Raw genomic sequence first — 26332 nt, 5'->3', positions numbered from 1 at the left:
TCTTCAGGCGTCGGCGCGGCCGATCCAGCCGGCGATCGCCGCGGCCGTCTCCTCCGGGAACTCCTCGTAGAAGGAGAGCTTGCCGCGCGGCAGTTCCACCGCGCTGACATTGGCAAGCTCGCCGAGCGCCAGAATGTCGGCCTTCGTCTTGGGTGGGCAGCGGCCGCCGTAAACGACGAGGATTTCGCCGCCCGCCTGCCTCGCCGCATCCAGAAACGCCGCGCGGTCGCGAAACAGGTCGAGTTCGCCGGAAACGAAGCGGAAGGCGGCGTGCCGTGCCCCCGGCGCCTCGGTGACGGCGCGCTTTTCGGCCAGCTTCTCCCCCCGCAGGAAATCGCCGTCCTCGTAGACATGGCCTTTCGCCATCATGCCGATCACCGGCTCGTTGACGTTGAGCCGGTAGAGGAGGGCGCCGGCGACCGGCAGGTCGACAGCCCGGGCGAGGGCGGGAAAAAGGGCCATGCGCTTTCCCGTCATCGTCGGCAGAGGCCCTCGCCAGGTCGGCGACAGGAGGCAGAGACGCCCGGCCGACGCCGGATCGCCGGCGGCATGCGCCAGCAGATAGCCGGCGCCATGCCCGGCGGCCACCGTCGCCGCCGGGCGCCCGGTCTCGGCGAGGAGATGGCGCAGGAAATCCACGAAATGCTCCGGACGCCACGCGATCTTCGGCCGTGCCGTCTCCCCGAAGCCCGGCCAGTCGGCCGCGATGGTGGTGAAGTCTCCGCCGAGCCGCTCCTGCAGGCCGCGCATCTCCCTGCGCGTGGAGATGGAGCTCGGCGCCGGCAGGAGCAGAAGGGTGGGCCCCGCGCCGTGGCGCGTCACCCCGGCACGGACGAGCCGCCCCTCGCTCTCCCATTCGATCTCGCTCTCGACCCAGTTCATGGCTTCACCTTCAGCATGGAATATACTATACCCCCCTATACTATTTTTCGAGAACAGGGCAGCGATCGCATGAGCCACACCATCCGCCAGAAGGACAAGCTGATTGCCCGGGTGCGCCGCATCAAGGGGCAGCTGGAAGGCGTGGAGCGTGCGCTCACCTCGCAGTCGGCCTGCGCGGAGGTGCTGCGCCAGCTCGCCGCCGCGCGGGGCGCCATGAACGGCCTCACCGCTGAGCTGATGGAAGATCACCTGCGCGAGCACGTGCTGGAGGCGGCCAACGACGACGACCGCCGCCGCGGCAGCGAGGAGCTGATCGAAGTGCTGAGGACCTACGTGAAATGAACGCCGCATCCGGTGCAGGAAAGGAATCGCAGATGGCCAAGGACATTGGCGCGCTCACGCACGAGCACGTCTTTCTCGGCGAGAGGCATGAGCGCAACGAGCGCCGGGTGTGGCTGGTGATCGCCATCACCGCCACGATGATGGTGATCGAAATCGCCGCCGGATCGATCTACGGCTCCATGGCGCTGATCGCCGATGGCTGGCACATGTCGACCCATGCCGCCGCGCTGATGATCACCGCGCTGGCCTATCTTTATGCCCGCCGCCACGCGCGCGATCCGCGCTTCACGTTCGGCACGGGCAAGCTCGGCGATCTCGCCGGCTTCGGTTCCGCGGTCGTCCTGGCGCTGGTCGCCCTGCTCATCGGCTGGGAGAGCTTCGGGCGCTTGCTCAGCCCGGTGCAGATCAGCTTCGACCAGGCGATCGCCGTTGCCGTCATCGGCCTCATCGTCAACATCGTCTGCGCCTGGCTTCTGAAGGACGACCACACGCACCATCACGGGCATGGCCACGGCCACGGATCCCATGGCCACGGCTCTCATGGCCACGGCGCTCATGGTCACGCGCACGCCGCGCATGCCGACCACGCGCATGCGGAGCACGGCCACGATCATCCCCATCCTCATCCGCATGACCACGACCACCCCCATCCGCATGGCGATGAAGGCCATGCGCATGGTGCCCACAGCGACGCGCCTGCCGCCAAGACGGGTGCGCGCGACAACAACCTTCGCGGCGCCTATCTGCATGTGATGGCCGACGCGCTCACCTCCGTGCTGGCGATCGCGGCCCTCCTGCTCGGCCGCATGAATGGCTGGATCTGGGCCGATGCGGCGATGGGCATCGTCGGCGCGCTGGTGATTGCGCGCTGGTCCTGGGGTCTCATCCGCGACGCAGGCGCCGTCCTGCTCGATGTCGTGCCGGAAGAGAGCGACCTGACCGGTGAGATTCGCAAGGAGCTCGAGGTCGCCGGCGACCGCATCACCGACCTGCATGTCTGGCAGGTGGGGCCCGGCCATTACGCCGCGATCGTCTCGCTCTTCTCCGCCAGGCCGAGGCTGCCGGCCGAGTACAAGGCCAAGCTCGCGCATATCCGCGAACTCTCGCACCTCACCGTCGAGGTGCAGGAGGCGAGGGCGGCGGCCTAGCCGGCCTCCGCCGGGCCGGGATCGTTGGCCAGCGCGCTCTCCATCGCCGAGAGGGCGACGCCGCTGGCCTTCGCCTTCAACATCAGGGCGGCAAGGCGAAAGATCGCCTCCGCCGCCCGCTCTGCGGCAAGCCCGCCGGCGCGGATGTTGGAGATGCAGTTGCGCCTTGAATCCGGCGTTCCCGGTCTCGGATCGAAGGTGAGATAGGCTCCCAGACTGTCGGCCGCCGAAAGGCCGGGCCGCTCGCCGATGAGAACGAGGCTCACCTTCGCCTTCAGCCTTTCGCCGATCGGATCGCCGATCGCGACCCGTCCGTTCTCGGCAAGCACCACGGGGCCGAGCGATAATCCCTCGGCCTTGAGCTTCTTTGCCAGTTCCAGCGCGACGGGCAGGGCGTTGATCTCCACCGCGGAGGCCGAAAGCCCGTCGGCGATGACGAGTGCGACGTCCGATCCTGCGGCGGGCAGGGCCTCTTGCGAAGCCCTCGACAGGCGGCGGCCGAGGTCGGGCCGGCGGACATATTCGGCCCGGTCCTTCGCCTCGCTCGTCACCCGGACACTTTCGAAGCCGGCCTCCTTCAGCTTCTCTGCCAGCGCGTCGAAGTCGACCTCTGTCCATACGGCGGCGCGCGCCCGGGCATGGTCCATCAGGAAGCGCTGCTCGGCCTTCGTCGGCACGGAGGCACCGGGCCGCCCGAGCGCGATCCGCGCCTGCGTCAGATGCTTCAGGTCGCCGAGCTGCAGCGCGCGCCTGGGCAGGATCTCGGAGGTCATGGCGCGATGTGCTCCAGAAGGCGCGAGCCCTTGAGCCTTGCCGTCAGGAGGTCCGGGCCCTGCGCCATCATCCCGGCCGCGTCGATGAGGCCGATCTCCCGGAGCCAGGTTTCGAACTCCGGTGCAGGGGGCTTTCGCAGCGTCTCGCGCGCATAGACCGCGTCCTGATGCGAAAGCGACTGGTAGTTCAGCATCACGTCGTCGGCGCCCGGCACGGTGATGACGAAATTGACGCCGGCCGCGCATAGCAGCGTCAGGAGCACGTCCATGTCCTCCTGATCGGCGTCGGCGTGGTTCGTGTAGCAGACGTCGACGCCCATCGGCAGGCCGAGGAGCTTGCCGCAGAAATGGTCCTCCAGTCCGGCGCGGATGATCTGCTTGCCGTCGAAGAGGTATTCCGGGCCGATGAAGCCGACCACGGTGTTGACGAGCAGCGGCGAGAATTCCCGCGCCAGCGCATAGGCGCGCGCTTCCATCGTCTGCTGGTCGACGCCGAAATGCGCATCGGCGGAAAGCGCCGCGCCCTGTCCCGTCTCGAAATACATGAGGTTCGCCCCCTCCGGCGCGCGGCCGAGCGAGCGAACCGCATCCGCGGCTTCCCTGAGCACCGCGATGTCGACGCCGAAGCCTTCATTCGCCTTCTGCGAGCCCGCGATCGACTGGAAGACGAGGTCGACCGGCGCGCCCCTTTCCATCGCCTTCAGCGCCACCGTGACATGGCCGAGGCAGCAGCTCTGCGTCGGCACGGCGAGCCGCTCGCGCAGCTCCTCCAGGAGATGGACGATGCGGATGTAGTCGCTGGCCGTATCGGTCGCCGGATTGACGCCGATCACCGCATCGCCCGAGCCGAGCAGCAGGCCGTCGATGGCGGAAAGGGCGATGCCGAGGCTGTCGTCGGTCGGATGGTTGGGCTGGTTGCGCGTCGACAGCCGGCCGGAAAGGCCGATCGTGGTGCGAAAGCGGGTCACCACCTCGCGCTTCGCCGCCACCGCGATGAGGTCTTTGATGCGCATGATCTTGGAAACGGCGGCGACCATTTCCGGCGTCAGCCCGAATGTCACGGCCTCCAGCATCGCCGGGCCCATCGCCGGATCGAGCAGCCATTCGCGGAGTTCGCCGACGGTGAGCGAGGCGAGCGGCGCGAAGGCCGCCGTATCGTGCTGCGCGGCGATGAGGCGCGAGACCTCGTCGGTCTCCGAAGGGATCAGCTCCTGCGAGAGGAAGTCTCTCAACGGAACCTCGGCGAGCGTCATCTGCGCCGCGAGGCGCTCCACCGGCCCTTCCGCTGCGATGCCGGCAAGCTGGTCGCCCGAACGCTCCGGCGATGCCTTCGCGAGCAGCGACTTCAGGCCGTCAAAGCGGAAGAGGGTGCCCTCAATGGTCGTGCGGTAGCTCATCAGGCCGAAAGACTACCGGCGGGTTGCGCGCGCTCCAAGGTGGAGTACGCCCGCCGATGCAAAATCCCGATCTGAAGCCGATGGTCTGCGAAAGGGGCGCGTCCTTGCGGGCATCAGGCGATGGCGCGCGAGGCCTCCTTCACCTTGCGCGTGGCGGCGTCGATCTGCTGCGTGCTGGCAGCGATCTGGCTCATGTTCTCGCTGATCGAGGCGACGCCCTGCGCGGCGACATGCATGTTGGAGGAAATCTCCTGCGTCACCGCGCTCTGCTCCTCGACGGCCGCCGAAATGCCCGCGGAAATCTCGCTCAGCTGGCCGATGACGCGGGAGATCATCTCGATCGCGCCGACCGCGCTGCCCGTCGAATTCTGCACCTCGGCGATCTGGGCGCTGATCTCGCCGGTGGCCTTGGCCGTCTGCCCGGCAAGCTCCTTCACCTCCGCGGCGACGACCGCGAAGCCCTTGCCGGCTTCGCCCGCGCGTGCCGCCTCGATGGTGGCGTTGAGCGCAAGCAGGTTGGTCTGGGCGGCGATGTCGTTGATGAGGTCGACGATCTTGCCGATCTGCTGTGCCGAGGAGGCGAGACCGGAGATGATCTGGTTCGTCTCCTCCGTCTGCCTGACGGCGCCGACGGAAATGTCGAGGGCCTCGCTGACCCGCCGGCTGATCTCGGAGACCGAGGCAGCCATCTCCTCGGCGCCGGAGGCGACGGACTGGACGTTGGTGGAGGTCTGCGTGGAGGCGCTCGCGGCGCTGGCGGCCTGCTGGTTCGCCAGATCGACGGTCTGCATGATCTCGCCGAGATCGGCGTCGATCATCTTCTGCGCCTGCGCGCGGCGCATCCTGTCCTCGACCTGGGCCGTGATGTCGGAGGCGAATTTGACGACCTTGAGCGGCCGGCCCTCGCTGTCGAGGATCGGGTTGTAGGACGCCTGGATCCAGACCTCCCGGCCACCCTTGCCGATGCGCTTGTATTCGGCGGCCTGGAATTCGCCGCGGCGCAGCGCCTCCCAGAAATGCCGGTATTCGGCCGAGTTCGCATATGCCGTCTCGACGAACATCGAGTGATGCCGGCCCTTGATTTCCTCCATCGTGTAGCCGAGCGCCTTGAGGAAGTTCTGGTTGGCAGTGGTGATCGTCCCGTCGAGCTGAAACTCGATCACGGCCTGCGACTTGCCGATGGCCGCGATCTGGCATTCGAAGTCGAAGCTCTTCAGCTTCGCGGTGGTGACGTCGGTGGCGAGCTTCATCACGCGGTAGGGCTTGCCGTCCGAGCCGAGGACCGGATTGTAGGAAGCTTGGATCCAGACCTCGCGTCCGCCCTTGCCGATGCGCCGGAATTCGGCGCTCATGTACTCGCCGCGGCGGAGCGTTTCCCAGAACTTGGCGTATGCGGGAGACTTGGCCTCGGCGGCGTCCACGAAGAGGCTGTGGTGCTTGCCCTTGATTTCCTCGAGGGTGTAGCCGAGGGCTTCGAGGAAGTTCTGATTGGCGGTGATGATCGTTCCGTCGAGCTCGAATTCGATGATCGCCTGCGAGCGATCGAGCGACCGGAACTTGTCGCGCAGCGTCTGCGCATTCCAGGGAAAATGCATCGGTGTTGTCCGTCCTGCGGTGTCGCGGACAGGTCTCACCTCGAGCTTGCTCGAGGCTGTTTACTTTAGATTTCGTCTGATTTCGCCCCGCGCAACGGCCGGATGTGGAGGTCTGGCGCCGCAATCAGAAGTAAAATAGAGATGTCGCGGCAATCTATATTTGTGAAGGGGCTGCGATTTCCTCGGGGGCGAGCGCCGCCGGCTGAAAGACGCCTACATGCCCGGACTGACGGCGTTCGCGGCCCAGACGAACGGCGTGGAGACGGTCGTGCCGACGGTGTTCAAGACGAAGGCACCGGCCCGGCCGAAGTCGCCCGCGAGGGGCTCGCCGCCTGGATCGCCCATGGAGCGCGCGTAGCCCGCCAGCGTGATGAACTGGTCGTGCCCCATGGAATCGGCCGATTTCAGCGAGGATATGTCGATGATGACGATGCCGAGGCGTCTCGCCAGCGCCTGTACCTCAGGATCGTCGACACGGACCTCGCCGACCCGCGTGTGGTTGCCGGCGATGCGGCCCGAAATGCGCAGCGCCCTGTCGTTCGGGGAGGTCAGGACGGTCAGCGGCGGCCTGAGCGGGCCGATGACTTCCATCTGCTTGGTGAACACGTCGACGTCGATGTCGGCCGAGGCGAGCACCACCTTGTCGAGCCCGCCGAAGACACGCTCCTTGCCGGCAAGGCGCAGCGTCCTGAGCGCCTCGGCGGTCAGCCATGCCCCCATGCTGTGGCCGATCACCGTGACCTCGTCGAGGCCGCGCCGCTGGCTCACCTGCGTCAGGAACTTGGCGAGGGCGTCGCGCGAGAAGGCGGCGGAATCGCGGTCGGCCAGATAGCCCGGCGCGCTGCCCTGCGACGGCCATGAGAAGAGGATCGGCACGCCCCCGGTCGTGGCGTCCGCGGCGAGCTGGGCGACCCGGAAAAGCGCTTCCGCCTGGGTGTTGTTGTAGCCGTGGACGAAGATGCCGGCATCGGGCCTTCCGACCCAGTCCCCGCTCTTGGAATAATCGTCGAGCGAGCGGAAGAACTCCTTTTCCGAAAGCTGCGTCGCGCTGACGACGACGAAATTCTTGCGCGGATCGGGGCGGCCCTGTGGCCACTCGATGTCGGGGGGCTTGTGGCCCGGCGGCACGGAGATGACGTAGCGCGCGTAGCGCAGCTCATCGGAGCGGCCCGCTCCGAAATAATGCGGCTCGCCCTCGACCGGGGAGCGGGTGGTCGCGACGTGGATGGTGACCCGCTCGGCGCCCGGCACGGTGGCAGCGACCGGCACCAGCGCCTCGTTGCCATGCGTCACGCAGCCTGCGAGGAGGCCGGTGAGCACGAGAAGCAGGAAAGCGGGAAGAAAGGAGGGCACGCGCCGTGCCCGCCGCTCGGCTACTGTTGCGCAGCTTGCGGCTGTCCCGGCCTGCCATGTTCCCATGGTAAGCTCGTATTGCATCCCCGGCCCCTGAACCTTCCCCGACGGCGGCAAAAATCAAACTTGGTCGTACCCGTACGCCGGAAGCGAACAGGCCGAAAGACCGCACCGCGCAGCTCCGCTCAGGAGTTTTGCGGCGTGGCCTCGATGCAACCATGGAGAAAAAGCCTAACGGAATCGCGAAGTTCGCTGCGCATTTTGTCGGTAACTTCGACCGGGCTGAGGCCCAGCGCCACGCGCCGGAAGCAGCGTTCCAGCACCAGCGCGACGAACTGCTCGGCAAGCGTCGGGATGTCGCCAGAGAGCGCGATCCCGCGACCTTCCGCCTCGCGGAGGAGGCCTTCCAGATACGCGAAGAGAGGCGCGGTAGCCGTCTCCTCGAAGATGCCGGCAAGCTCCGGGAACTTCTCGCTCTCGCAGACGAGGAGGCGGTAGAGCTTGATGACGTCCGCGGTCAGGGTGAGTTCGAGGATGCGCTCTCCCGTCACGTAGAGGATCTCGCTGAAATCGTCGCTCTGCGGCTTGGCCGAGACGACGATGCGCAACCGTTCCTGCATGAAATTCAGGATGACGGTCTTGAACAGCGCGTCCTTGGAGGGAAAGCGCGCATAGAGCGTGCGCTTTGAGCTGCGGGCCGTGGCCGCCACCGCGTCCATGTTGGTCGCCGCGAAGCCCTGGTCGAGGAAGAGGGTGGTCGCGACCGATACGATCTTCTCGGTCACGAGGTCGGCGGTGCCTTTTCTCGGTCGTCCGAGCCGCGGGACGATGCGGCACGATGCCGGCGCTTCTTCGGCGCAGCTTTCTGCTTTGCTTTCCATCACGCGAGTGTGACGAGCGCGGCCCGTCAAAGCAAGTCCATCATTGTCAAAGAGAAATCGGCGTCTTGCCGCGGAGGCTCGGGGCGAAGGGACCGAACCGGGCGTGGCCGGAAACGGTACCGAATGGTTTTGCCTGCCGCCGCTCTTGCGGGCGTCAGCTGGGGAAGGTGAGGGGAAGACGGTGCCGCTTGCGCCCGATTGCGCTAACACCCGGACGGCACAGGAAACGGGGACGACATGTCGGTCACGATCTACGGCATCAGGAACTGCGACACGATGAAGAAGGCGCGCGCCTGGCTTGAGGAGAACGGCGTCGATTATGCCTTCCACGACTACAAGAGCGCCGGCATCGAACGGGACAAGCTGCGAGGCTGGGCCGGAAAGGTGGGCTGGGAGAAGCTTATCAACCGCGCCGGCACGACCTTCCGCAAGCTGCCGGAAGCCGACAAGGAAGGGCTCGACGAGGCAAAGGCCATCGGCCTGATGCTGGAAAATCCTTCGATGATCAGGCGCCCGGTGCTGGAGAAGGGCGGCGAATTGCTCGTCGGCTTCAAGCCGGCCGAATACGAGGCAGCGCTGAAATAGGCCACGAAACGCAAGGGCGGGCGCAAGCCCGCTCCGGCATGAGCTTCGCCTCGCTCGGCCCGGCGGCGTCTCTGGCTGGATCGGGGCAGCGGGCTTTCGTTCTTGCCGATCCCGACGGCAATCGGATCGACGTCGGCGAGCGCCTCTGAGCCGTTGCGCCTTTCTCAGGCGCGCTCCAGAACGACCTTCACGTCGGCTGGCCGGCCGAAATACGGGGCGGAGGTGACGAGCACCCCGCATCCCGTCGCGGCGTAGGCGGTGGCGTTCTCTTCGTTGACGCCGCCGGCGACCGCGACGACGGGCCGCGGCGAGAGACCGGCGAGGCGGGCGACGATCTCCGCCACCGCGTCCGGGGTGAGCTTTTCCAGTTGCACGACGTCGGCGCCGGCACGAGCGAGCGCCTCTGCCTCGTCGGGATCGGCCGTCTCCACGACGATCTTCTTCTCCGGCGCCCGCCGCTTCATTTCCGCCAGCCATTCTTCGGGCGGAGCGGCGAGAAAGGCGCGATGCTCGGGAAAGACGAGGATCGTTTCCGACAGGCCGAGCCGGTGCACGGCGGCCCCGCCGGCCATGGCCGCCTTGATCGAAATCTCCTTGGTGCCGGGAAAATTCTTGCGCGTCGTGGCGACGACGATGCCGGGCGAGGCGCTTCGCGCCGCCTCCACGATCCGACGGGCGCGCGTTGCGATGCCCGAAGCGTATTCGGCAAGCGTCTGCGCCACCTTCCAGCTCCTGTGGAGCGCTGCCGCCGGTCCCTCGGCGGCAAGGAAGACTTCGCCGGCCTGAAGACTTGCCCCGCTCGCGGTCAGAGCGAGAATCCTTCCGCCCGCTCTTTCGATCAGCCGTCCGGCCTCTTCGCTGGCCGCGACGACCATCCCGGCGCGCGCCGCGAAGGTCATCCTGCCTGGCGCGCCGCCGATGCCGAGAAGCTCCGTGGTGAGGTCCCCATAGGGCGCATCCTGCTCCAGAAGCTGTTCGATCCGGGCATCGGAAATGCTGGACATCGCGTCTTCCTGTCGTCGCCGATAGCGGGGCGAGCGCAATGTAGCGGGAATATATAGCGCCGGGCCAAGCCCCGCCTTCGTCGCACCCTCTTAAGCGAAATGGATGGCGAGCCAGACGGTCGGCAGGTCCGTGCGGGTCACGCGGTGGCGTCGATGCGCCGGGATGAGCAGATGGTCGCCGGGCTTCAGCTCCATTTCGCCTTCGCCCTCTATCCAGAGCCCTGCGGCGCCGCGGAGGAGCAGCACCCATTCGTCGTGCGGCTGGTCGTAGGGCGTATCGGCCGGCGTCGCCTGGCCGGTGGAGACGATGCGCTCGATCCGCACGCCCGGCCGGGAGAGGAGGGTCGTGAAGATCTCCTCCGCCAGAGCTTCCTGCGGCAGGTCGTCGAAGAGGCTGGCCATGCGGTTTCCCATTGCGGCGGTGCGGTTTCGCCGCCGATGACTAGCATCCCCGGCGGCAATTCCTTAGACGCCTCGCAAGCACCCTCCTTCGCCGGCGAGCCTCCATGCCACCCCTCACCGAAAAGCCTGCCCCCGGTTCCCGCATCCTGGCGGTCGATCTCGGTGGCTCGGGGCTGAAGGCCTCGCTCTTCACGCTGGAAGGCGAAGAGCTCGCCACCGCTGCGCGCCCTCTCGCATTTGCGGAGGACGAGGCGGGCGGAAGCTCCGAGCAGGATCCGGAGCTCTGGTGGCGGGCTTTTGCCGAGGCCGCGGAAGAGATCGCCGGGCGCGCGGCACTGGACAAGGTCGCCGCCGTGGCGGTCTGCGGCTTCACCCGCACGCAGGTTCTTCTGGGCGAAGGCGGCGAAGTCCTGCGGCCGGCCATCGGCTTTCGCGATTCGCGCGCCGCCTCCACGTTGAAGGCTCTGAAGGCGCGGCCCGAACTTGCCTCCCATCCTCGTGCCGGCGACCTCAACCCCTATCACCCGCTGGCGCGTCTTCTCTGGCTGAAGGAGGCCGAGCCCGAGATCTGGGCGCGCACGCGCCTCGTCCTTGAACCCAAGGATTTCCTGAATTTTCGGCTGACCGGCCGGCCGGCCTCCGACCCGATCTCGCTCCACTGGCTGATCAAGGCGATGGGGGAGGGCAACCCCAGCCTCGCGGAGGTCGCGGGGATCGATCGCGCGCCGCTTCCCGAGATCCTCGGTCCCTCCACCCGCCTCGGCGCGGTGCGGGAGGGCCTTCCCGGCGCGCTCGGCAAGCTTGCGGGCGCCGCCGTCTTCTGCGGCTCCAACGATACCTGGACGGCAGTCGCCGGCCTTGGGGGGCTCGCGCCCGGCCGCGCCTATTGCATCTCCGGTTCTTCCGAGGTGTTCGGCGTCCTGACCGACCGGCCGGGCGAGGCGGAAGGCCTGATCACCATTCCCTGGCAGGAGCTCTGGCATCTCGGCGGTCCCGGCCAGAACGGCAGCAGCGTGCTTTCCTGGATCGTCGACCGTCTCGATCTCTCGCCGCGTCCCTTCTCGGAACGCCTCGATGCGCTGCTGGCCGAACCGGAGCACCCGCAGCCGCTCCTCTTCCACCCCTTTCTCTATGGCGAGCGGGTGCCTTTCTGGGATCCGGATCTGCGTGCCTCCTTCCTCGGCCTCGGTCCGGGCCACGGTGGCGGCGATCTCGTCCGAGCCGTCATGGAGGGGGTGGCGCTTCTCAACAGGCTGGTGCTGGAGCGCGCCGAGGCGGCGGCGGGAAGGACGGCCGAGGAAATCCGTCTTGCCGGCGGTGGTGCGAAGAGCCCCGTCTGGAACCGCATCCGCGCCGACATCATCGGCCGGAGGATCCTCGTGCCGGGGGCGCGCGAGATGGGGCTGTCCGGCTGTCTGGCGCTCGCCCGCCTCGGCCTTGGTCTCGCCGAGGATATCGGCAGCGCCGCCATTCTCGGCGCGGCGAGAACCTACGAACCGGACCCGGCGCGGCGCGAGCGGGCAGACGCGCTCTTCCGCCTCTTCGGCGACACGCAGCCGGCCCTCGCCGCGGCCTCGCGCCGCCTCGCCGAGATCGCTCGCGCGCAATCGTGAGATTGCATACAAAGCGGACTTGCGCGATGCCGGCAGCCATGCGCACTTGGCGCCGGAACGGACCCGCCCCATCACGCGTCACGCGAACTTCCGACTCTAATCGACTGAAACGACTCATCATGCTCCGTAAGACTCGCCACGCGAACCGCGCGCAAGGCCGGCCATGAGCGAAGCCCCCGCCGCATCCCCGGTCGCCATCATCACCGGCGCCTCCGGCGGCATCGGCCGCGCCACCGCGGCCTGCCTGAAGCGCGACGGCTGGCGCATTCTCGCCACCGGTCTCGACGATGGCGCCGCGCTGCGCCCGATCCTGGGGCCCGACGACGCCTATCTCGCCGCCGACCTCTCCGACCGCGCCGCGCCCGAGCGCATCGTCGAAGAGGCGCTCGCCCGCTTTTCCCGCCTCGACGGCCTCGTGCACGCGGCCGGCACCTCGCATGTCGCTGCCTTTCCGGACCAGGAGGACGAGGGCTGGGAGAAGGTGATCGACATCAACCTTTCCTCCGCCCATCGCATGGCCCGCGCCGTCGGGCGTGAGATGCGCCGTGCCAAAAGGGGAGGGGCGATGGTCTTCATCTCCTCCATCGCCTGGCTGTCGGGCGGGGCGAACCCCGCCTACGGAGCGGCCAAGGGCGGCATCAACACCATGGTCTTCAACATCTGCCAGGCGCTCGGCCCCGACGGCGTGCGCGCCAACGCCATCGCCCCGGGCATCATCGCCACCGAGATGGTGCGCGGCGCCTTTCCCGGCGAGAATTTCGACCGCCTGCAGCGCGCCGCCGCGAAGCGGACCCCGCTCCGCCGTCTCGGCGAGCCGGAGGATGTCGCCGAGGTCGCCGCCTTCCTGATGTCGCCGCGCGCCGCCTTCGTCACCGGCGCCGTCATTCCGGTCACGGGCGGGCTGGAGCTGATCCCGCCCATCGGCCAGATGATGAGTGAAGGCTGATGCGCGGCTTCGTCGCGAAATACGGCACGGCGCTCGCCGGCCTTGCCGTGCTCGTCTTCTTCCTCTTCTTCGCGCGCAATTTCGCCAGCAGCGCCAACATCCTCAACATCCTGAAGCACGCCACCTTCCTCACCATCCTGGCGACGGGCTTCACCTTCGCGCTCCTGACCTCCGAGCTTGACCTTTCCTTCGCCAATCTCGCCAGTCTTGCCGCCGTCGTCACCGGCGGGCTGATCGCCGGCGGCACCGCCTGGCCGCTCGCCGCCCTGGCGGGGCTTGGCATCGCCTCGGCCGGCGGGCTTGCCAACGGCATCCTTGTGACGGCGATCAAGGTGCCCTCGCTCATCACCACGCTCGGCACGGCGGCGATCGCCAACGGCATCGCCTTCATGATCACCGGCGGCGTCGCCTTCGTCGGCCGCTGGGATCCGCTCTTCCTGTCGCTCGCCCGCGGCAAGTTCTTCGGCGTCCCGGTCCTCATCTTCTTCATGCTCGGCGTCGTCTTCATCGCCTGGTTCGTCACCAAGCAGACGAAGCTCGGCGTCCATATGCTGGCGACGGGGGAGGCCCAGGAGGCGGCCCATCGCGCCGGCATCGCCACCAGCCGCATGAAGCTGATCGGGCTGACGCTCTCCGGCGTCACGGCCGGCATCGCGGCGGTGCTGCTCGTCGCCAACCTTTCCTCCGCCGCGCCGCAGATGGCGGGCGACTATCTCCTCAACGGCATCGCCGCCGTTCTCCTCGGCATGACCATGTTCGAGCCCGGCCGGCCGAACGTCGCCGGCACCTTCGTCGGCGCCCTCATCATCTCCGTCCTCGGCAACGGCCTCGTCCTCTTCGGCGCGCCCTATTACCTGCAGGACATCATGCTCGGCGTCATCGTCATCGCCTCCGTTTCCGTCTCTGCCAGCGTGCTGAAAAAGGCCGCGTTCTCTGTATGATAGGCCGCCACAACAAAGACCTCGCAAGAAGGGGGATACCCATGAAGTCGAAACTGCTCACGCTCCTCGCCGCCGCCGCGATCACCGCGACGACGGCCTTCTCCGCCCAGGCCTTCGAGCTTGGCGTCGTCGCCTTCCAGATGTCGTCGGAAACGCATGCCCGCGTCGCCAACGCGGTCGAGGCGGCGGCGAAGGAGAAGGGCTGGGACGTCACCGTCCTCAATTCCAACGGCACCCTGCCGACCCATGCCGAGCAGATCGAGAACCTCGTCCAGCGTGGCGTCGACGGCATCGTTCTCGCCATGTCGAAGCCGGTCGAGTTCGACGCCCAGATGGCGGCCGTCAAGGAAGCCGGCATCCCGCTGATCACCGTGATGAGCGGCGCGAGCCCCCACGCCCTTTTCGACGTTCAGGTCAATGAATACGCCGTCGGTGCCGAGGCCGCCCTCTATCTCCTCGGCCAGATCGGCTATGAGGGTCCGATCCTCACCCAGCGCTTCGAATCCAACGTCGGCACCCGCATTCGCGGCAAGGTGCTCGACGTCGTTCTTTCCGAGAACCAGGCGGTGAAGGAAGTCGGCAGCCATTCCATGGCCCGCACCAAGAGCTGGCAGGAAGACGTGCGCAACGGCATGAGCGCGCTCCTCCTGCAGAACGCCGGCAACTTCAAGGGCATCTGGGCGTCCTTCGACGGCCAGGCCTTCATCATCGACGACCTCCTCAAGGAGCAGGGCATGTCGAAGGGCGACGTCGTCCTCGTCTCGGTCGATGGCGGCCAGGAGACTTTTCGGCGCATCAAGTCGCCCGATTCCATGCTGATGGCGAGTGTCGCGATCCCCTTCGAGGCGATGGGCAAGGCGGCCGTCGACGCCATGGACCGCATCGCCAATGGTGGCGAGAAGAAAGAGGCGATCACCTCCGGCCCCTATCTCTACATGAACGCCGACCTCGTCGATCAGTCGAACGTCGACGCGTTCATCAAGGAGTAGGCGCAAGGCCGATGGCACGGACGCTTGAGCGATCTCCCTCCCTCTCCTCGAGGGGGAGGGCCCGGCCGCAGGCCGAGGGTGAGGTGAGCGGCCCGGCTCCAGCCATGAAAGAGAGAAGATGACCGAGATCCTGTCGGTCCACGGCGCGAAGAAATCCTACGGCGCGGTGAAGGCGCTGCGCGGCGCCGACCTCGTCGTGGAGGAGGGCGAGGTGCACGCCCTCTGCGGCGATAACGGCGCGGGAAAGTCGACCCTCATCAAGCTCGTTTCGGGCGTGGAAAATCCCGATGGCGGGGAAATCGCCGTGCGCGGCGAGAAGGTGCGGCTTTCCAATCCGCATGCAGCGCTCGCCGCCGGCATCGCCACGATCCACCAGGATCTCGGCCTCGCGCCCGGTATGATGATCTACCAGAACATCTTCATGGGCTCGGAGCTGCAAAAGCACCTCCTCGGCATCCCGGTCCTCGACCGTTCCGCGATGATCGCAAAGTCGCAGGAGTTCCTCGTCTCGCTCAATTCCGTCATGCGCGACATGAAGGCCCGCGTGGAGAACCTCTCCGGTGGCCAGCGCCAGGCGGTCGCGATCTGCCGCGCGCTCCGCTGGAAGGCGGAGATCATCATCATGGACGAGCCGACCGCCGCGCTCGGCGTGCGTGAGACCGAGGAGGTCATCAAGCTCATCCGCCGGCTGAAGGAGAACGGCGTCACCGTCATCTTGATCAGCCACTCCATGCACGACGTCACCGCCGTCGCCGACCGCGTCACCATCCTCAGGAACGGCCGCACGCAGATCTCCCGCTCCACCGCGGGTCTGACGCCGGAAAAGCTGTCCGAGCTCATCGTCGAGGGCGGCACGGACGAGGACGATCCCGACTGAGCCGCCGGCTCCGTCACCGCCATTCATCCGGAGAGAACATGTTCGATCTCATCCTCACGAGCGCCAACCTTCCGGACGGGCGGCGCGGTGTCGACATCGCGGTGAAGGACGGCAGGATCGCCGCCATCGAGCCGGGCATCACCGCCGAGGCGCGCGAGCGCATCGACGCGGCGAACCGGCTGGTTTCCACGCCCTTCGTCGATCCGCATTTCCATATGGATGCGACGCTCTCCCTCGGCCTGCCGCGCATGAACCGCTCCGGCACGCTCCTGGAAGGCATCGCGCTCTGGGGCGAACTGAAGCCGATGCTCACCCGCGAGGCGTTGGTGGAGCGGGCGCTCCGCTACTGCGACCTCGCCATCGCGCAGGGCCTTCTTGCCATCCGCAGCCATGTCGATGTCAGCGAGCCGCGCCTCGTCACCGTCGAGGCGCTTCTGGAGGTGCGCGAGAAGATCGCGCCCTTCATCGACCTGCAACTCGTCGCCTTCCCGCAGGATGGCTATTTCCGTGCCCCGGGCGCGGCCGCCGCGCTGGAGCGGGCGCTCGACATGGGCGTCGATATCGTCGGCGGCATTCCCCATTTCGAGCGGACGATGGAAGAGGGGGCGGCCTCGGTGAAGGCCCTCTGCCGTATCGCCGCCGAGCGCGGCCTCAGGGTCGACATGCATTGCGACGAGACGGACGATCCGATGTCGCGGCATGTGGAGACGCTCGCCGCCGAGACGGTTCGCCACGGCCTTCAGGGAAGGGTCGCCGGCTCGCATCTCACTTCCATGCACTCCATGGACAATTACTACGTCTCCAAGCTCATCCCGCTGATGGCGGAGGCGGAGCTCCATGTGATCCCGAACCCGCTCATCAACATCACGCTGCAGGGTCGCCACGACACCTATCCCAGGCGCCGCGGCATGACCCGGGTGCCGGAGCTGATGGCCGCCGGCATCAATGTCGCCTACGGGCACGACTGCGTCATGGATCCCTGGTACTCGCTCGGCTCCGGCGACATGCTGGAAGTCGCCCATATGGCGATCCATGCCGCCCAGATGACCTCCAGGCAGGCGATGCGCGCCTCATTCGACGCCATCACCGTCAATTCCGCCCGCGCCATGGGCCTGGAAGGCTACGGGCTCGCCGTCGGCAGCAACGCCGATCTCGTTCTTTTGCAGGCGGAAGATCCGATCGAGGCGATCCGCCTCAAGGCGACGCGCCTCGCCGTCATCCGGCGTGGCAGGGTGATAGCCCGCGCCGAGCCGCGCCTGAGCCGGCTCGACCTGGACGGGCGCACGGCAACGGTCGATCCCGCGGCCTATGCGCCCCATGCCGGGGAAGGCGGGGATTGATCACAAGTTAAGCATCGGCCGCGGTTGACAAGGATTTGGGCACCTCGTCAAATCGCGGGTCGTTTTGAGCCCGTTGGGCGGGATAATGGGGAAGCGTATGACGAGATTTCCATCGATCGGGCGCCGCGGGTTCCTGATGGGCAGCGCCGGGCTCGGCCTCGGCCTGATGCTGCCGAAGGTCGCCTTCGGACAGGAGAAGCTGAAGGTCGCCGGCATCCACGCCTCGCCGGTCGAGAACGCCTGGAATTCGCGTCTGCATCAGGCGATGCAGGAGGCGGCGGCAGACGGGGCGATCGAATACGTCTTCTCCGAGGGCGTCAGCGGCACCGATTACGGCCGCGCCATGCGCGAATACGCCGAGCAGGGCAACAAGCTGATCGTCGGCGAATCCTATGCGGTGGAGAGCGAGGCGCGCCAGGTCGCCGCCGACTATCCCGACACGGCTTTCCTGATGGGCTCGTCCGGCGGTCCGGCCGGCGACAATTTCGGCACCTTCGGCACCTGGAACCACGAGGCGGCCTATCTTGCCGGCATGCTCGCCGGCAAGATGAGCGAAAGCGGCATCTTTGGCTCGGTCGGCGCCATTCCGATCCCGGAAGTCAACATGCTGATCAACGGCTTCCGCGCCGGCGTCGACGCCGTGCGCCCGGACGCCAAGCACCTCATCGGCTTCATCGGGACCTTCTTCGATCCGCCGAAGGCGCGCGAGGCAGGCCTTGCCCAGATCGATGCCGGCGCCGACATCCTCTTCGGCGAGCGCATCGGCACGGCCGACGCCGCCAAGGAACGGGGCATCAAGGCCGTCGGCTCGCTGATCGACTACACGCCGCGCTATCCCGACACCGTCTTCGCCAACGCCATGTGGTACTTCCGCCCGATCCTCGACGCGGCCATCGCCGACACCGTCGCGGGCAACCCGACCGGCAAGGACTACACGCCCTATTCGCTGATGAAGGAGGGCGGCAACGACATCGTCTACGAGAAGTCGATGGTGCCGGAAGATGCCATCCCGGCGATGGAAGAGCGCCGCGCCGCGATCAAGGCCGGCGAGTTCGAAGTGCCGGTGGATACTTCCGAGCCGACGTGATCGCCCGCTTCGCACCGTAAGCCGTCGCGGCCGGGTCACCCCCCCGCGGCGAGCTTCTTACCTCAATTCTGGCCGCGCCGGCGGGGCCCGGGGCGGTGGTGACGCGAAGGCCGCGATGGCGAGAGACGACATTCCGCACGATGCGACCGCGCTCGCCGCCGAGATCCGCACTGGCCGTCTTTCGGCCGTGGAAGCGCTGGAGGAGGCGCTTGCAGCGGCCGATCGCGAGGCCGATCTCGGCGCCATCAGTCTTCTCGCGCCGGAGCTCGGACGCCACCGCGCGGCCCTTCTCGACGCGATGCGCGCGGAGGATCCCGAAAGCCTTGCCGGTGCGCCTTTCGCGGGCGTGCCCTTCCTCGTCAAGGATCTCGGCGGTCCCTTTGCCGGCATTCCGGTCGATGCGGGCTCGGCCGCACTCGAGGTCCGCCGCAAGGACGCCGACAGCTACCATGCCGCCCGTACCCGAGAGGCGGGCTTCGTGCCGTTCGGGCGGACGACGGTGCCGGAATTCGGGCTTTCGCTCGCCTGCGAGCCGGCCATCGGCCCGCGCGCCCGCAATCCCCTGGACCCGGAGCGCACGACAGGCGGCTCTTCCGGTGGTGCCGCGGCCGCGGTGGCGGCCGGCATCGTGCCGGTCGCGCACGCAACCGATGGCGGAGGCTCGATCCGTGTTCCGGCCGCCTGCTGCGGTCTCGTCGGCCTCAAGCCCTCGCGCGGCGCCGTGCCCGGCGGCCCGGCCTTCGCCAACCACCTTTTCGGCATCGCCGCCGGCCTCGTCGTCGCCCGGTCCGTCCGGGACGTCGCAGCCGTCCTGAGCGCCGTCAGCGGCCGGGCGAGGGGGCCTTTCCCCGATCCCGATCTCGACCGCGATCGCCTGGCCTCCTCGCTCAAGGTCGGTGTGCTCACGGGCGCCGAAGGCTTTTCCATCGCGCCGGAGCGCGCCGCCGCCGTCGCGGACGCCGCCCGCCATTTCGAGGCGGCCGGCCATCTCGTCGAGGAGCTTTCGCCGGATCGGCTCTCGGCGGAGATTGCGGCGAGCGGGCGCGTCTTCGACCGGGTCATCTCGGCAAACCTTGCCTGCCTCTTTCGCGATCTCGGCATCCGCAACGAGGAAGTCGAGCCGCTCTCTGCCGCCGTGGCGGCGCGCGGCAGGGCGATGTCGGCGACGGACCTCTACGATGCCGGGCAGGAATCCGTCATGGTTTCCCATGCCCTCTGGCGCCTCTTCGACGAGGTCGACGTCCTTCTGACGCCGATGCTTTCCGAGGCGCCGCCGAAACTCGGCTTCCTGCCGACCGACCACGACGACGTCGACGGCCATTGGCGCGGCATGGCCGCCTTCGCTCCCTATGCAAGCCTCGCCAACGCAGCCGGCACGCCGGCGCTGACCGTGCCTTTCGGCGAGGACGAGGCGGGCCTGCCGCTCCCCGTCCAGCTCGTCGGGCCGATCGGCTCCGACCGGCTTCTCCTGAGGCTCGGCGAGGCGCTTGCCGCCGAGCGGCCCTTCATTCCTGTCCGGAGGCGCCGCGCGTGAGCCCGGTGCTGCGCCTTGAGAACATCACCAAGCGCTTCGGCGGCTTTGCCGCCAACGACGACATCACGCTGGAGCTGGCGCGCGGCGAGGTCGTGGCGCTCCTCGGCGAGAACGGTGCCGGCAAGACGACGCTGATGAACATCCTCTTCGGCCATTACGTGCCGGACGAGGGCCGGGTCTTCGTCGAAGGGGCGGAAATCGCCCATGGCCGGCCGCGTGCGGCCATCGCGGCGGGCGTCGGCATGGTGCACCAGCATTTCACCCTCGCGCCGAACCTTACGGTGCTGGAAAACGTCATGACCGGCACGCAGAGCCTTCTGGCCCTGCGCTCCGGCACGGGCGCCGCGCGTGCCAGGCTGAAGGACCTGTCGGAGCGCTTCGGTCTCGTCGTCGATCCGGATGTGCGCGTCAGCGAGCTTTCCGTCGGCGAGCAGCAGCGCGTGGAGATCCTGAAGGCGCTCTACAACGACGCGCGCATCCTCATCCTCGACGAGCCGACGGGGGTGCTGACCCAGCCGGAGGCCGAGCGCCTCTTCAACACGCTGCGCATCATGGCGTCCGAGGGGCTTTCGCTCATCTTCATCTCCCACAAGCTGCAGGAGGTGCTCGCCGCCGCCGACCGCGTCGTCGTGCTTCGGGCCGGCAAGGTGGTCGCCGAGCGGAAGGCCGCCGAGACCTCCAAGGAAGAGCTGGCCGAGCTGATGGTCGGCCGCCGCGTCGCCCGTCCGGTGCGCGAGGAAGCGGCGCCCGGCCGGGTGATCCTCGCCGCCGAGGCGATCTCCGTCACGGTGGAGGGGGCGCGGCGCCTTGCCGATATCGCCTTCGAACTGCGCGAGAGCGAGACGCTCGGCATCATCGGCGTCTCCGGCAACGGCCAGACGGCGCTCGCCCATCTCGTTTCGGGCCTGCTGGAGCCCGATTCCGGCACGCTCGAAATCTTCGGCGAGCGGCGCGAGCGTGCGACGCCGCGCCAGCTCGTGGAAGCCGGCGTCGGGCGGATCCCGGAGGACCGCCATTCGGAGGGCGCCATCGGCGAGTTCGCGCTGTGGGAAAACGCCGTTCTGGAGCGCGTGCGCGAGAAGCGCTTCTCCCGCTCCGGCTTCGTACGCCGAGGCGAGGCGCGCCGGTTTGCCAATGGTGTCATCGATCGCTTTGACGTCCGCGGAGGGACGGCCGATAGCCGCACGCGCCTTCTCTCCGGCGGCAACATGCAGAAACTGATCTTCGGGCGGAACCTCGCTGCGACCCCCAAGATCCTCATCGCCGCGCAGCCAACCCGCGGCCTCGACGAGGGCGCCGTCGCCGCCGTCCACGGCGAGATACTGGAAGCGCGGCGGCAGGGCGCGGGCGTCCTCCTCATCTCGGAGGATCTCGACGAAGTGCTGGCGCTGGCCGACCGGGTGCAGGCGATCGTCAAGGGGCGGCTCTCCGACCCGGTCTCCGCGTCAAAGCTCGATGCGCGCCGCCTCGGCCTGATGATGGCCGGCGAATGGGGCGAGCCGGCAGAGGCGGCGGCCTGATGCGTCTGGAACGCCGCGAGCAGCGCGCGCCCGTTCTCGTCTTCGCCGCGCCGGTGGTGGCCGTGCTCGCCGCGCTGGCCCTGGCTGGCATCCTCATCGCGCTTGCCGGCGCGCCGGTCTTCGAGGCCTACCAGCGCATCGTCGCCGGCGCCTTCGGCTCGCGCCTTTCCTTCACCGAGACGCTGACGCGCACGACCCCGCTCATCCTGACCGGCCTTGCGGCCGCCGTCGCCTTTCGCGCCCGTGTCTGGAATATCGGCGCGGAGGGGCAATTCTATGTGGGCGCGCTTGCCGCCGCCGCGCTCGGCTCCGGCAATGTCTTCGCGCTGCCGGGCTTTGTGCTGATCCCCCTCCTGATGACCGCCGGCGCGCTTGCAGGCATGATCCTCCTCGTCGTGCCGCTGTCGCTGCGCCTGCGCTTCGGCGTGGACGAGGTGGTGACGACGCTCCTGCTCAATTTCGTCGTCCTCCTCTTCGTCTCCATGATGATCGAGGGGCCGATGAAGGATCCGCTCGCTTTCGGCTGGCCGCAATCCGTGCCGGTCGTCGCCGAGGCGCATCTGCCCAAGCTGATCGCCCGCTCGCGGCTTCATATCGGGCTGCTCGTCGCGGTCTGCTGCGCGCTCGTCGTCTACGTCATCCAGACCCGCACCGTCTTCGGCATGGAGGCGCGCGCGGCCGGTCTCAACGCGCCGGCCGCCCGCTTTGCCGGGGTGCCGCTGGCGCGCACGTTCCTCAAGGTCGCCTGCCTTTCGGGAGGCCTCGCGGGGCTTGCCGGCGCCATCGAGGTGATGGGGGTGAAGGGCTACGTCACCACCGATCTGTCGCCCGGTTTCGGCTATTCCGGCATCATCGTCGCCATGCTGGCGAACCTCAATCCGCTCGGCGTCGTCGCCGCCGCGCTTTTCGCCGCGATGATGTTCGTCGGCTCCGACGGGATGAGCCGTGCGCTCGGCGTTCCGAGCTTCATCGCCGACGTGACCGTCGCTCTCTCCCTTTTGACGATGCTCGTCGCCCTCCTGCTCACCCAATACCGGATCCGCAAATGAGCGACGCCCTTGAGATCTTCGCCTCGCTCGGCCTGTGGGCCGCGGTCCTGCGGATCGCCACGCCGCTGATCTTCGGTACGCTCGGCGCGCTTTTGTGCGAGCGGGCCGGCGTCCTCAATCTCGGCATCGAGGGCATCATGACCTTCGGCGCCATGCTCGGATGGCTGACGGTCTTCGAAGGTGGCAACCTCTGGATGGGGCTGGTGGCGGCGGCGGCGGGCGGCGCGCTCTTCGGCCTCCTGCATGCGGCCATGACCGTGCCGCTCGGCCTTTCCCAGCATGTCACCGGCCTCGGCATCACGCTCTTTGCCTCCAGCCTTTCCTATTTCATCTTCCGGCTCGTCGTGCCGCTGCAGGGCACGCCCCCGACCATCGTCGCCTTCCAGCCGATCGATTTTCCGGTCCTTTCCGACCTGCCGGTGCTCGGGCCGACGATCTTCAGCCAGACGGCCCCGACCTATCTCGCCATCCTCGCCGCGATCGTGCTCGCCTGGGTGCTGGCCAAGACGCCTCTCGGGCTTGCCATCCGCATGACCGGCGAAAATCCGCATGCGGCCGAGGCGCAGGGCGTCGATCCGATCAAGGTGCGCATCGGCGCCGTCGTTGCCGGCAGCGCGCTGATGGGCCTCGGCGGCTCCTTCCTGACGCTCTCGGCGTTCAACTCCTTCTTCCCGACCATGGTGCAGGGGCGCGGCTGGGTGTGCATCGCGCTTGTCGTCTTCTCCACCTGGAAGCCGGGCAGGGCGCTACTCGGGGCCATCCTCTTCGCCCTCTTCGACGCCTACCAGCTGCGCCTGCAGACCGTCTTCGGCAAGGCGGTGCCCTATCAGGTCTTCCTGATGATGCCCTACCTCCTGTCGATCGTCGCGCTCGTCGTCATGTCGCGCCGGGCCCGCGTGCCGCAGGCGCTGATGCAGCCCTACCGGCGGGGAGAGCGGTAGAGGCGAGCACTTGCCGCAGGATCGAATTGATCCAACTCAAGCGCATGCCGAGGCTCTCTGCTAATCTTGACGCATGACGCTGCCGCGCCTCCGACCGCTGGTTCTTGTCGTCGTCGCCCTCGCTCTCCTGGCGGCGGGCATTTCGCCATGGCTGAACGACCATGCGGCCATGGCAGGCCCGGCGATGACTGGCGTGGCGGAGCTTGCAATGACCGCGAGCGATGACGGGGATCATCCCTGCTGTGCGGATGCGGGCAAGACGATGTCCTCCGACTGCGCCGTCTGCCTCGTCGGAACCGCCTTCATGGCAGCGCCTCTCGTGGCGGCCTTCCCGCAGGGCGAGTCTCTCGCCCGGCCACGCGTCGCTAGCGGCAATCCTCTGGCCGGCATCGACCTGGAGGCCAGCCGTCCACCACCGAGAATGAGCGCCTTTTACTGATCGCTCCGGGGCCTTCCGGCCCTGCCTGAAAGCCATCTCAAAAGGTGCTACCGAAATGAATATCCGTTCCTTCCGCCTCGGCCTCGCGGCTGCGGGCCTCTTCCTCGCCGCCGGCACCGTCGCGGCCGGCGAACTTCCCAAGATGACCGTCTACAAGGATCCCTATTGCGGCTGCTGCACGGCCTGGGCCGAGCGCATGCGCGAGGCCGGCTTCGACGTGAATGTCGTCATTCGCGGCGACATGCTCTCCGTCAAATCCGAGCTGGGCGTGTCGGACGATCTCGCCTCCTGCCACACCGCGACGGTCGGCAAATACGTGCTGGAAGGCCATGTGCCGCCGGCCGAGGTCGTCCGGCTTCTGGAAGAAAAGCCCGCCGCCATCGGCCTTGCAGTGCCGGGCATGCCGATGGGCTCGCCCGGCATGGGCGTTCCGGGCATGGGCGCCGACGATTACGAGGTCGTGCTCTTCTCCGCCTCGAACAACTCGCCCTATGCGAGCTACAGCGGCGAGAAGCGCACGGACTGACCTGCGGGGGATGCGCCGCCCGCCTGGCGGGCGGCGCCTCTCACAGATGGATCTCGTAGGCCGCGAGCGCGGCAAGGTCCGGCGTGACCCCGAGCCCGGGCTCGCTCGGCACGATGATCCTGCCGTCTGAAAGGGCGGGGAAGGGTGCCGCCATCATCTCGCGCAGAGGATTCGGATTGGAATCGATTTCCAAGAGCCCGTCTCCGCCCGCCGCCGCCAGAAGGTGCAGCGAGGCGATCAGGCCGATGCCGCCGCCGAGGAAATGCGGGCAATAGCGCCGCCCGGCCGCGATCGCCGAGCGTGCCACCGGAAGGCAGCCGGTGAAGCCGCCCCATTTGGCGAGATCCGGCTGAATGACGGAAATCGCGCCGGCCGAGATCACCGTTGAAAAGGCATTGCCGCCGCGAATGTTCTCGCCGGCCGCGAGCTTGATGGGCGAGCGGGCCGCGAGGGCGCGCCAGTCTTCCGGCGGCGTGTCGGCCCGCATCGGCTCCTCCAGCCAGTCGATCCGGTGCTCGGCGAGCCTGTCGGCCATGCGGGCGGCGGTTTCGAGGTTCCAGGCCTGGTTGGCGTCGACCATCAGCCGCACGCCCGCGCCGAGCACGGCCCGCAGGCGCTTGACGTTGGTGAGGTCGGTTTCCTCGCCGAAACCCACCTTGAGCTTGAAGGCGGTGTGGCCGTCGCGGGCCCGCTGCAGTGCCAGCTTCTCCGGCATGTCCGGATTGAGGCCGCTCGCATAGGCGCCGACTTCCTCCACGGCCTCGCCGCCGAGGAAGAGGTTGAGCGGCATGCCCGCCTGCCGCGCGGCGAGATCCCAGAGCGCAATGTCGATGCCGGCGATCGCCTGGGCGAGCGGACCGTCCTCGCCGGTCTGCAGTGCCAGCACGGCGAGCGAGGCCGTCAGATGCTCGAAGGCTTCCGCCGGTCGCGAGAAGCTCCGCGCGGTCAGAAGCGGCGCGCAGATTTTGTTGACCAGCCTTGCCCGGTGCTCCGCCCCGACGGAGGGAAAGTTGCACCAGACCTCGCCAAGCCCGCGCGCCCCGTCCTTTGCGCGCGCTTCGACGAGCACCGCCGGCCGGTCCCGCATCGTCCCGAAGGAGGTGCGCACCGGCACCTCCAGCGGAAAGCGGAAGACGCGGGCCGTGACGCTCTCCAGCTCGATCCCATCGCTCATCGGTTCACCCCCGGGCCTGCCTCGGCGCGTCTTCTTCTTCGCTCTTTTCCGGCGGGGCACCGTAAGTGAAGCGCAGCTCCTTGACGAGCAGGGAGACGAGATGCGCCTTGGCGCAATCGGCCCGCATGACCACGCCGAGCCGGCGCAGGATCGGCGGCGAGCCGAAGGGAACGCTGCGGATTTCGTCGGGGAAGGTCTGCCCGCCGGCATGGAGCGGCACGACCGAGACGCCGAGCGCCGAGCCGACCAGCGCCACGACGGCATCGAGCGTGTCGATCTCCATGCGCGAACTGACGGAGATGCCGAGGCTGGCGAGTTCGCGCTCCACCTGTCGTGCGACGCGGGCGCGCCGGTTGAAGCGCACATAGGGCTCCGACTGCAGGATCTCCCGGTCTGTCCGTCCCTTCACCGAGCGGTGGGCGATGACGACGAGCGGCTCCTCGGCGACGGGAAAGAAGGTGAGGTCGGGCTCCTCGAGCTCGGGCGAGGTGACGATGGCGCAGTCGAGCAGCCGGTGGCGCACCTGGCCTTCCAGATCGTGGGTGAGGCCGGTGGCGAGCCGCATATGCATTTCCGGATGCGTCGCCTGCAGCCTTCTCAGCGCTCCCGGCACGGCGCCCGCGACGGTCGTGTGCACCGCCCCGATCTTGAGGACACCGCGTGCCGGGTCGCGCGTCAGCCCCTCGCTCAGCGCCTCCCAATGCGCCAGCACCTCACGGGCCCGCTGAACGAAATCGCGGCCTTCCTCCGTCAGCCGGGGAGGGCGCGTGTGCCGGTCGAAGAGGAGGAGTCCCGTCTCTTCCTCCAGCGCCCGCACATGCAGGCTGACGCTGGAGACGGACAGGCCAAGCCTTTGTCCCGCCTCGGCAAAGCTGCCGCAATCGGCGACGGCCACCAGCGTGTAGAGCGATTTCACATCCATGGCGCCTGTCGCGTGCCTCCGTGTCGGGTCTGCATTTACCCGCAAAAAGATTAAACAGAAAAATCCTTGATT

26 protein-coding genes are annotated in these 26332 nt (G+C 67.9%); 16 read left to right on the top strand and 10 right to left on the bottom strand.

The genetic code is table 11. The features are described from left to right. Window positions 1–3: 3 nt before the first annotated feature. Entirely contained in the window at window positions 4–882 is an 879-nt protein-coding gene (locus tag CLD20_RS13685; RefSeq protein ID WP_224407216.1) for an alpha/beta fold hydrolase, read from the bottom strand. Window positions 883–951: 69 nt separating this feature from the next. On the opposite strand from CLD20_RS13685, the gene CLD20_RS13680 reads away from it, so the two are divergent. Together CLD20_RS13680 and dmeF are read left to right on the top strand one after the other, a co-directional pair. Continuing rightward, window positions 952–1224 carry a metal/formaldehyde-sensitive transcriptional repressor gene (locus CLD20_RS13680; RefSeq protein ID WP_224407215.1) on the top strand — a complete coding sequence of 91 codons (273 nt, stop codon included), beginning with the start codon at window positions 952–954 and terminating at the stop codon, window positions 1222–1224. Window positions 1225–1256: 32 nt separating this feature from the next. Next, window positions 1257–2372: a CDF family Co(II)/Ni(II) efflux transporter DmeF gene (dmeF, locus tag CLD20_RS13675; protein WP_224407214.1), complete on the top strand. Its 1116-nt coding sequence runs from the start codon at window positions 1257–1259 to the stop codon at window positions 2370–2372. Here dmeF and eutC read toward each other — a convergent pair. The 5 genes from eutC to CLD20_RS13650 form a co-directional block, all read right to left on the bottom strand. After that, window positions 2369–3145 (bottom strand): ethanolamine ammonia-lyase subunit EutC, encoded by a 777-nt coding sequence (gene eutC, locus CLD20_RS13670; protein ID WP_224407213.1) that lies wholly within the window; start codon window positions 3143–3145, stop codon window positions 2369–2371. The genes dmeF and eutC overlap by 4 nt on opposite strands. Then, window positions 3142–4542, bottom strand: coding sequence for an ethanolamine ammonia-lyase subunit EutB (locus CLD20_RS13665; protein WP_224407212.1), 1401 nt, complete (start codon window positions 4540–4542; stop codon window positions 3142–3144). Before CLD20_RS13665 ends, eutC begins: the two co-directional genes overlap by 4 nt. 113 nt (window positions 4543–4655) lie before the next feature. Then, on the bottom strand, window positions 4656–6137 hold the full coding sequence (locus CLD20_RS13660) for a PAS domain-containing methyl-accepting chemotaxis protein (protein ID WP_224407211.1): 1482 nt from the start codon (window positions 6135–6137) through the stop codon (window positions 4656–4658). Window positions 6138–6350: 213 nt separating this feature from the next. Beyond that, window positions 6351–7490 carry an alpha/beta fold hydrolase gene (locus CLD20_RS13655; RefSeq protein WP_224407210.1) on the bottom strand — a complete coding sequence of 380 codons (1140 nt, stop codon included), beginning with the start codon at window positions 7488–7490 and terminating at the stop codon, window positions 6351–6353. A 185-nt stretch (window positions 7491–7675) separates the two neighbouring features. Continuing rightward, complete coding sequence (locus tag CLD20_RS13650; protein WP_224407209.1) at window positions 7676–8275, bottom strand: TetR/AcrR family transcriptional regulator; 600 nt, start codon at window positions 8273–8275, stop codon at window positions 7676–7678. Window positions 8276–8608: 333 nt separating this feature from the next. Between CLD20_RS13650 and CLD20_RS13645 the strand changes: the two genes are divergently transcribed. Continuing rightward, window positions 8609–8956: an ArsC family reductase gene (locus CLD20_RS13645; RefSeq protein ID WP_224407208.1), complete on the top strand. Its 348-nt coding sequence runs from the start codon at window positions 8609–8611 to the stop codon at window positions 8954–8956. Window positions 8957–9120: 164 nt separating this feature from the next. Here CLD20_RS13645 and modD read toward each other — a convergent pair whose 3' ends face one another. Together modD and CLD20_RS13635 are read right to left on the bottom strand one after the other, a co-directional pair. After that, window positions 9121–9960, bottom strand: a complete 840-nt coding sequence (modD, locus tag CLD20_RS13640; RefSeq protein WP_224407207.1) for a ModD protein — start codon at window positions 9958–9960, stop codon at window positions 9121–9123. 90 nt (window positions 9961–10050) lie between these two features. Beyond that, on the bottom strand, window positions 10051–10362 hold the full coding sequence (locus CLD20_RS13635) for a cupin domain-containing protein (protein ID WP_224407206.1): 312 nt from the start codon (window positions 10360–10362) through the stop codon (window positions 10051–10053). A 104-nt stretch (window positions 10363–10466) separates the two neighbouring features. On the opposite strand from CLD20_RS13635, the gene CLD20_RS13630 reads away from it, so the two are divergent. From CLD20_RS13630 to CLD20_RS13570, 13 genes are all read left to right on the top strand, one after another. Next, window positions 10467–11975, top strand: a complete 1509-nt coding sequence (locus tag CLD20_RS13630) for an FGGY-family carbohydrate kinase (protein ID WP_224407205.1) — start codon at window positions 10467–10469, stop codon at window positions 11973–11975. A gap of 163 nt (window positions 11976–12138) precedes the next feature. Next, the gene (locus tag CLD20_RS13625) at window positions 12139–12921 is read left to right on the top strand and encodes an SDR family NAD(P)-dependent oxidoreductase (protein ID WP_224407204.1); all 783 of its coding nucleotides are present in this window, start codon (window positions 12139–12141) and stop codon (window positions 12919–12921) included. Then, on the top strand, window positions 12921–13862 hold the full coding sequence (locus tag CLD20_RS13620) for an ABC transporter permease (protein ID WP_224407203.1): 942 nt from the start codon (window positions 12921–12923) through the stop codon (window positions 13860–13862). The genes CLD20_RS13625 and CLD20_RS13620 overlap by 1 nt, the downstream gene beginning before the upstream one ends. A gap of 41 nt (window positions 13863–13903) precedes the next feature. Further along, on the top strand, window positions 13904–14851 hold the full coding sequence (locus tag CLD20_RS13615) for a sugar ABC transporter substrate-binding protein (protein ID WP_224407202.1): 948 nt from the start codon (window positions 13904–13906) through the stop codon (window positions 14849–14851). Window positions 14852–14969: 118 nt separating this feature from the next. Next, window positions 14970–15728 carry an ATP-binding cassette domain-containing protein gene (locus CLD20_RS13610; protein ID WP_224407201.1) on the top strand — a complete coding sequence of 253 codons (759 nt, stop codon included), beginning with the start codon at window positions 14970–14972 and terminating at the stop codon, window positions 15726–15728. Between the two features lie 38 nt (window positions 15729–15766). Further along, complete coding sequence (locus CLD20_RS13605; protein ID WP_224407200.1) at window positions 15767–17068, top strand: amidohydrolase family protein; 1302 nt, start codon at window positions 15767–15769, stop codon at window positions 17066–17068. A gap of 97 nt (window positions 17069–17165) precedes the next feature. Then, entirely contained in the window at window positions 17166–18155 is a 990-nt protein-coding gene (locus tag CLD20_RS13600; protein WP_224407199.1) for a BMP family protein, read from the top strand. A gap of 130 nt (window positions 18156–18285) precedes the next feature. After that, window positions 18286–19689, top strand: a complete 1404-nt coding sequence (locus tag CLD20_RS13595; RefSeq protein WP_370636909.1) for an amidase — start codon at window positions 18286–18288, stop codon at window positions 19687–19689. Further along, window positions 19686–21209, top strand: coding sequence for an ABC transporter ATP-binding protein (locus tag CLD20_RS13590; RefSeq protein WP_224407197.1), 1524 nt, complete (start codon window positions 19686–19688; stop codon window positions 21207–21209). The genes CLD20_RS13595 and CLD20_RS13590 overlap by 4 nt, the downstream gene beginning before the upstream one ends. After that, window positions 21209–22258, top strand: coding sequence for an ABC transporter permease (locus tag CLD20_RS13585; RefSeq protein ID WP_224407196.1), 1050 nt, complete (start codon window positions 21209–21211; stop codon window positions 22256–22258). Before CLD20_RS13590 ends, CLD20_RS13585 begins: the two co-directional genes overlap by 1 nt. After that, window positions 22255–23199: an ABC transporter permease gene (locus tag CLD20_RS13580; RefSeq protein ID WP_224407195.1), complete on the top strand. Its 945-nt coding sequence runs from the start codon at window positions 22255–22257 to the stop codon at window positions 23197–23199. The genes CLD20_RS13585 and CLD20_RS13580 overlap by 4 nt, the downstream gene beginning before the upstream one ends. Before the next feature lie 73 nt (window positions 23200–23272). Beyond that, window positions 23273–23638 carry a hypothetical protein gene (locus CLD20_RS13575; protein WP_224407194.1) on the top strand — a complete coding sequence of 122 codons (366 nt, stop codon included), beginning with the start codon at window positions 23273–23275 and terminating at the stop codon, window positions 23636–23638. 55 nt (window positions 23639–23693) lie between these two features. Then, a complete protein-coding gene (locus CLD20_RS13570) occupies window positions 23694–24164 on the top strand; it encodes a DUF411 domain-containing protein (RefSeq protein ID WP_224407193.1) in 471 nt (156 codons plus the stop codon). A gap of 40 nt (window positions 24165–24204) precedes the next feature. Here CLD20_RS13570 and CLD20_RS13565 read toward each other — a convergent pair whose 3' ends face one another. Both CLD20_RS13565 and CLD20_RS13560 read right to left on the bottom strand, forming a co-directional pair. Then, window positions 24205–25338 (bottom strand): mandelate racemase/muconate lactonizing enzyme family protein, encoded by a 1134-nt coding sequence (locus CLD20_RS13565; RefSeq protein ID WP_224407192.1) that lies wholly within the window; start codon window positions 25336–25338, stop codon window positions 24205–24207. A 4-nt stretch (window positions 25339–25342) separates the two neighbouring features. Beyond that, window positions 25343–26260: a LysR family transcriptional regulator gene (locus CLD20_RS13560; RefSeq protein WP_224407191.1), complete on the bottom strand. Its 918-nt coding sequence runs from the start codon at window positions 26258–26260 to the stop codon at window positions 25343–25345. Window positions 26261–26332 lie beyond the last annotated feature (72 nt).

The organism is Afifella sp. IM 167, assembly GCF_020144925.1.
Lineage (GTDB): Bacteria > Pseudomonadota > Alphaproteobacteria > Rhizobiales > Afifellaceae > Afifella.
Note: the sequence above shows the minus strand (reverse complement) of the source record. Positions and strands in the feature narration are given on the sequence as shown.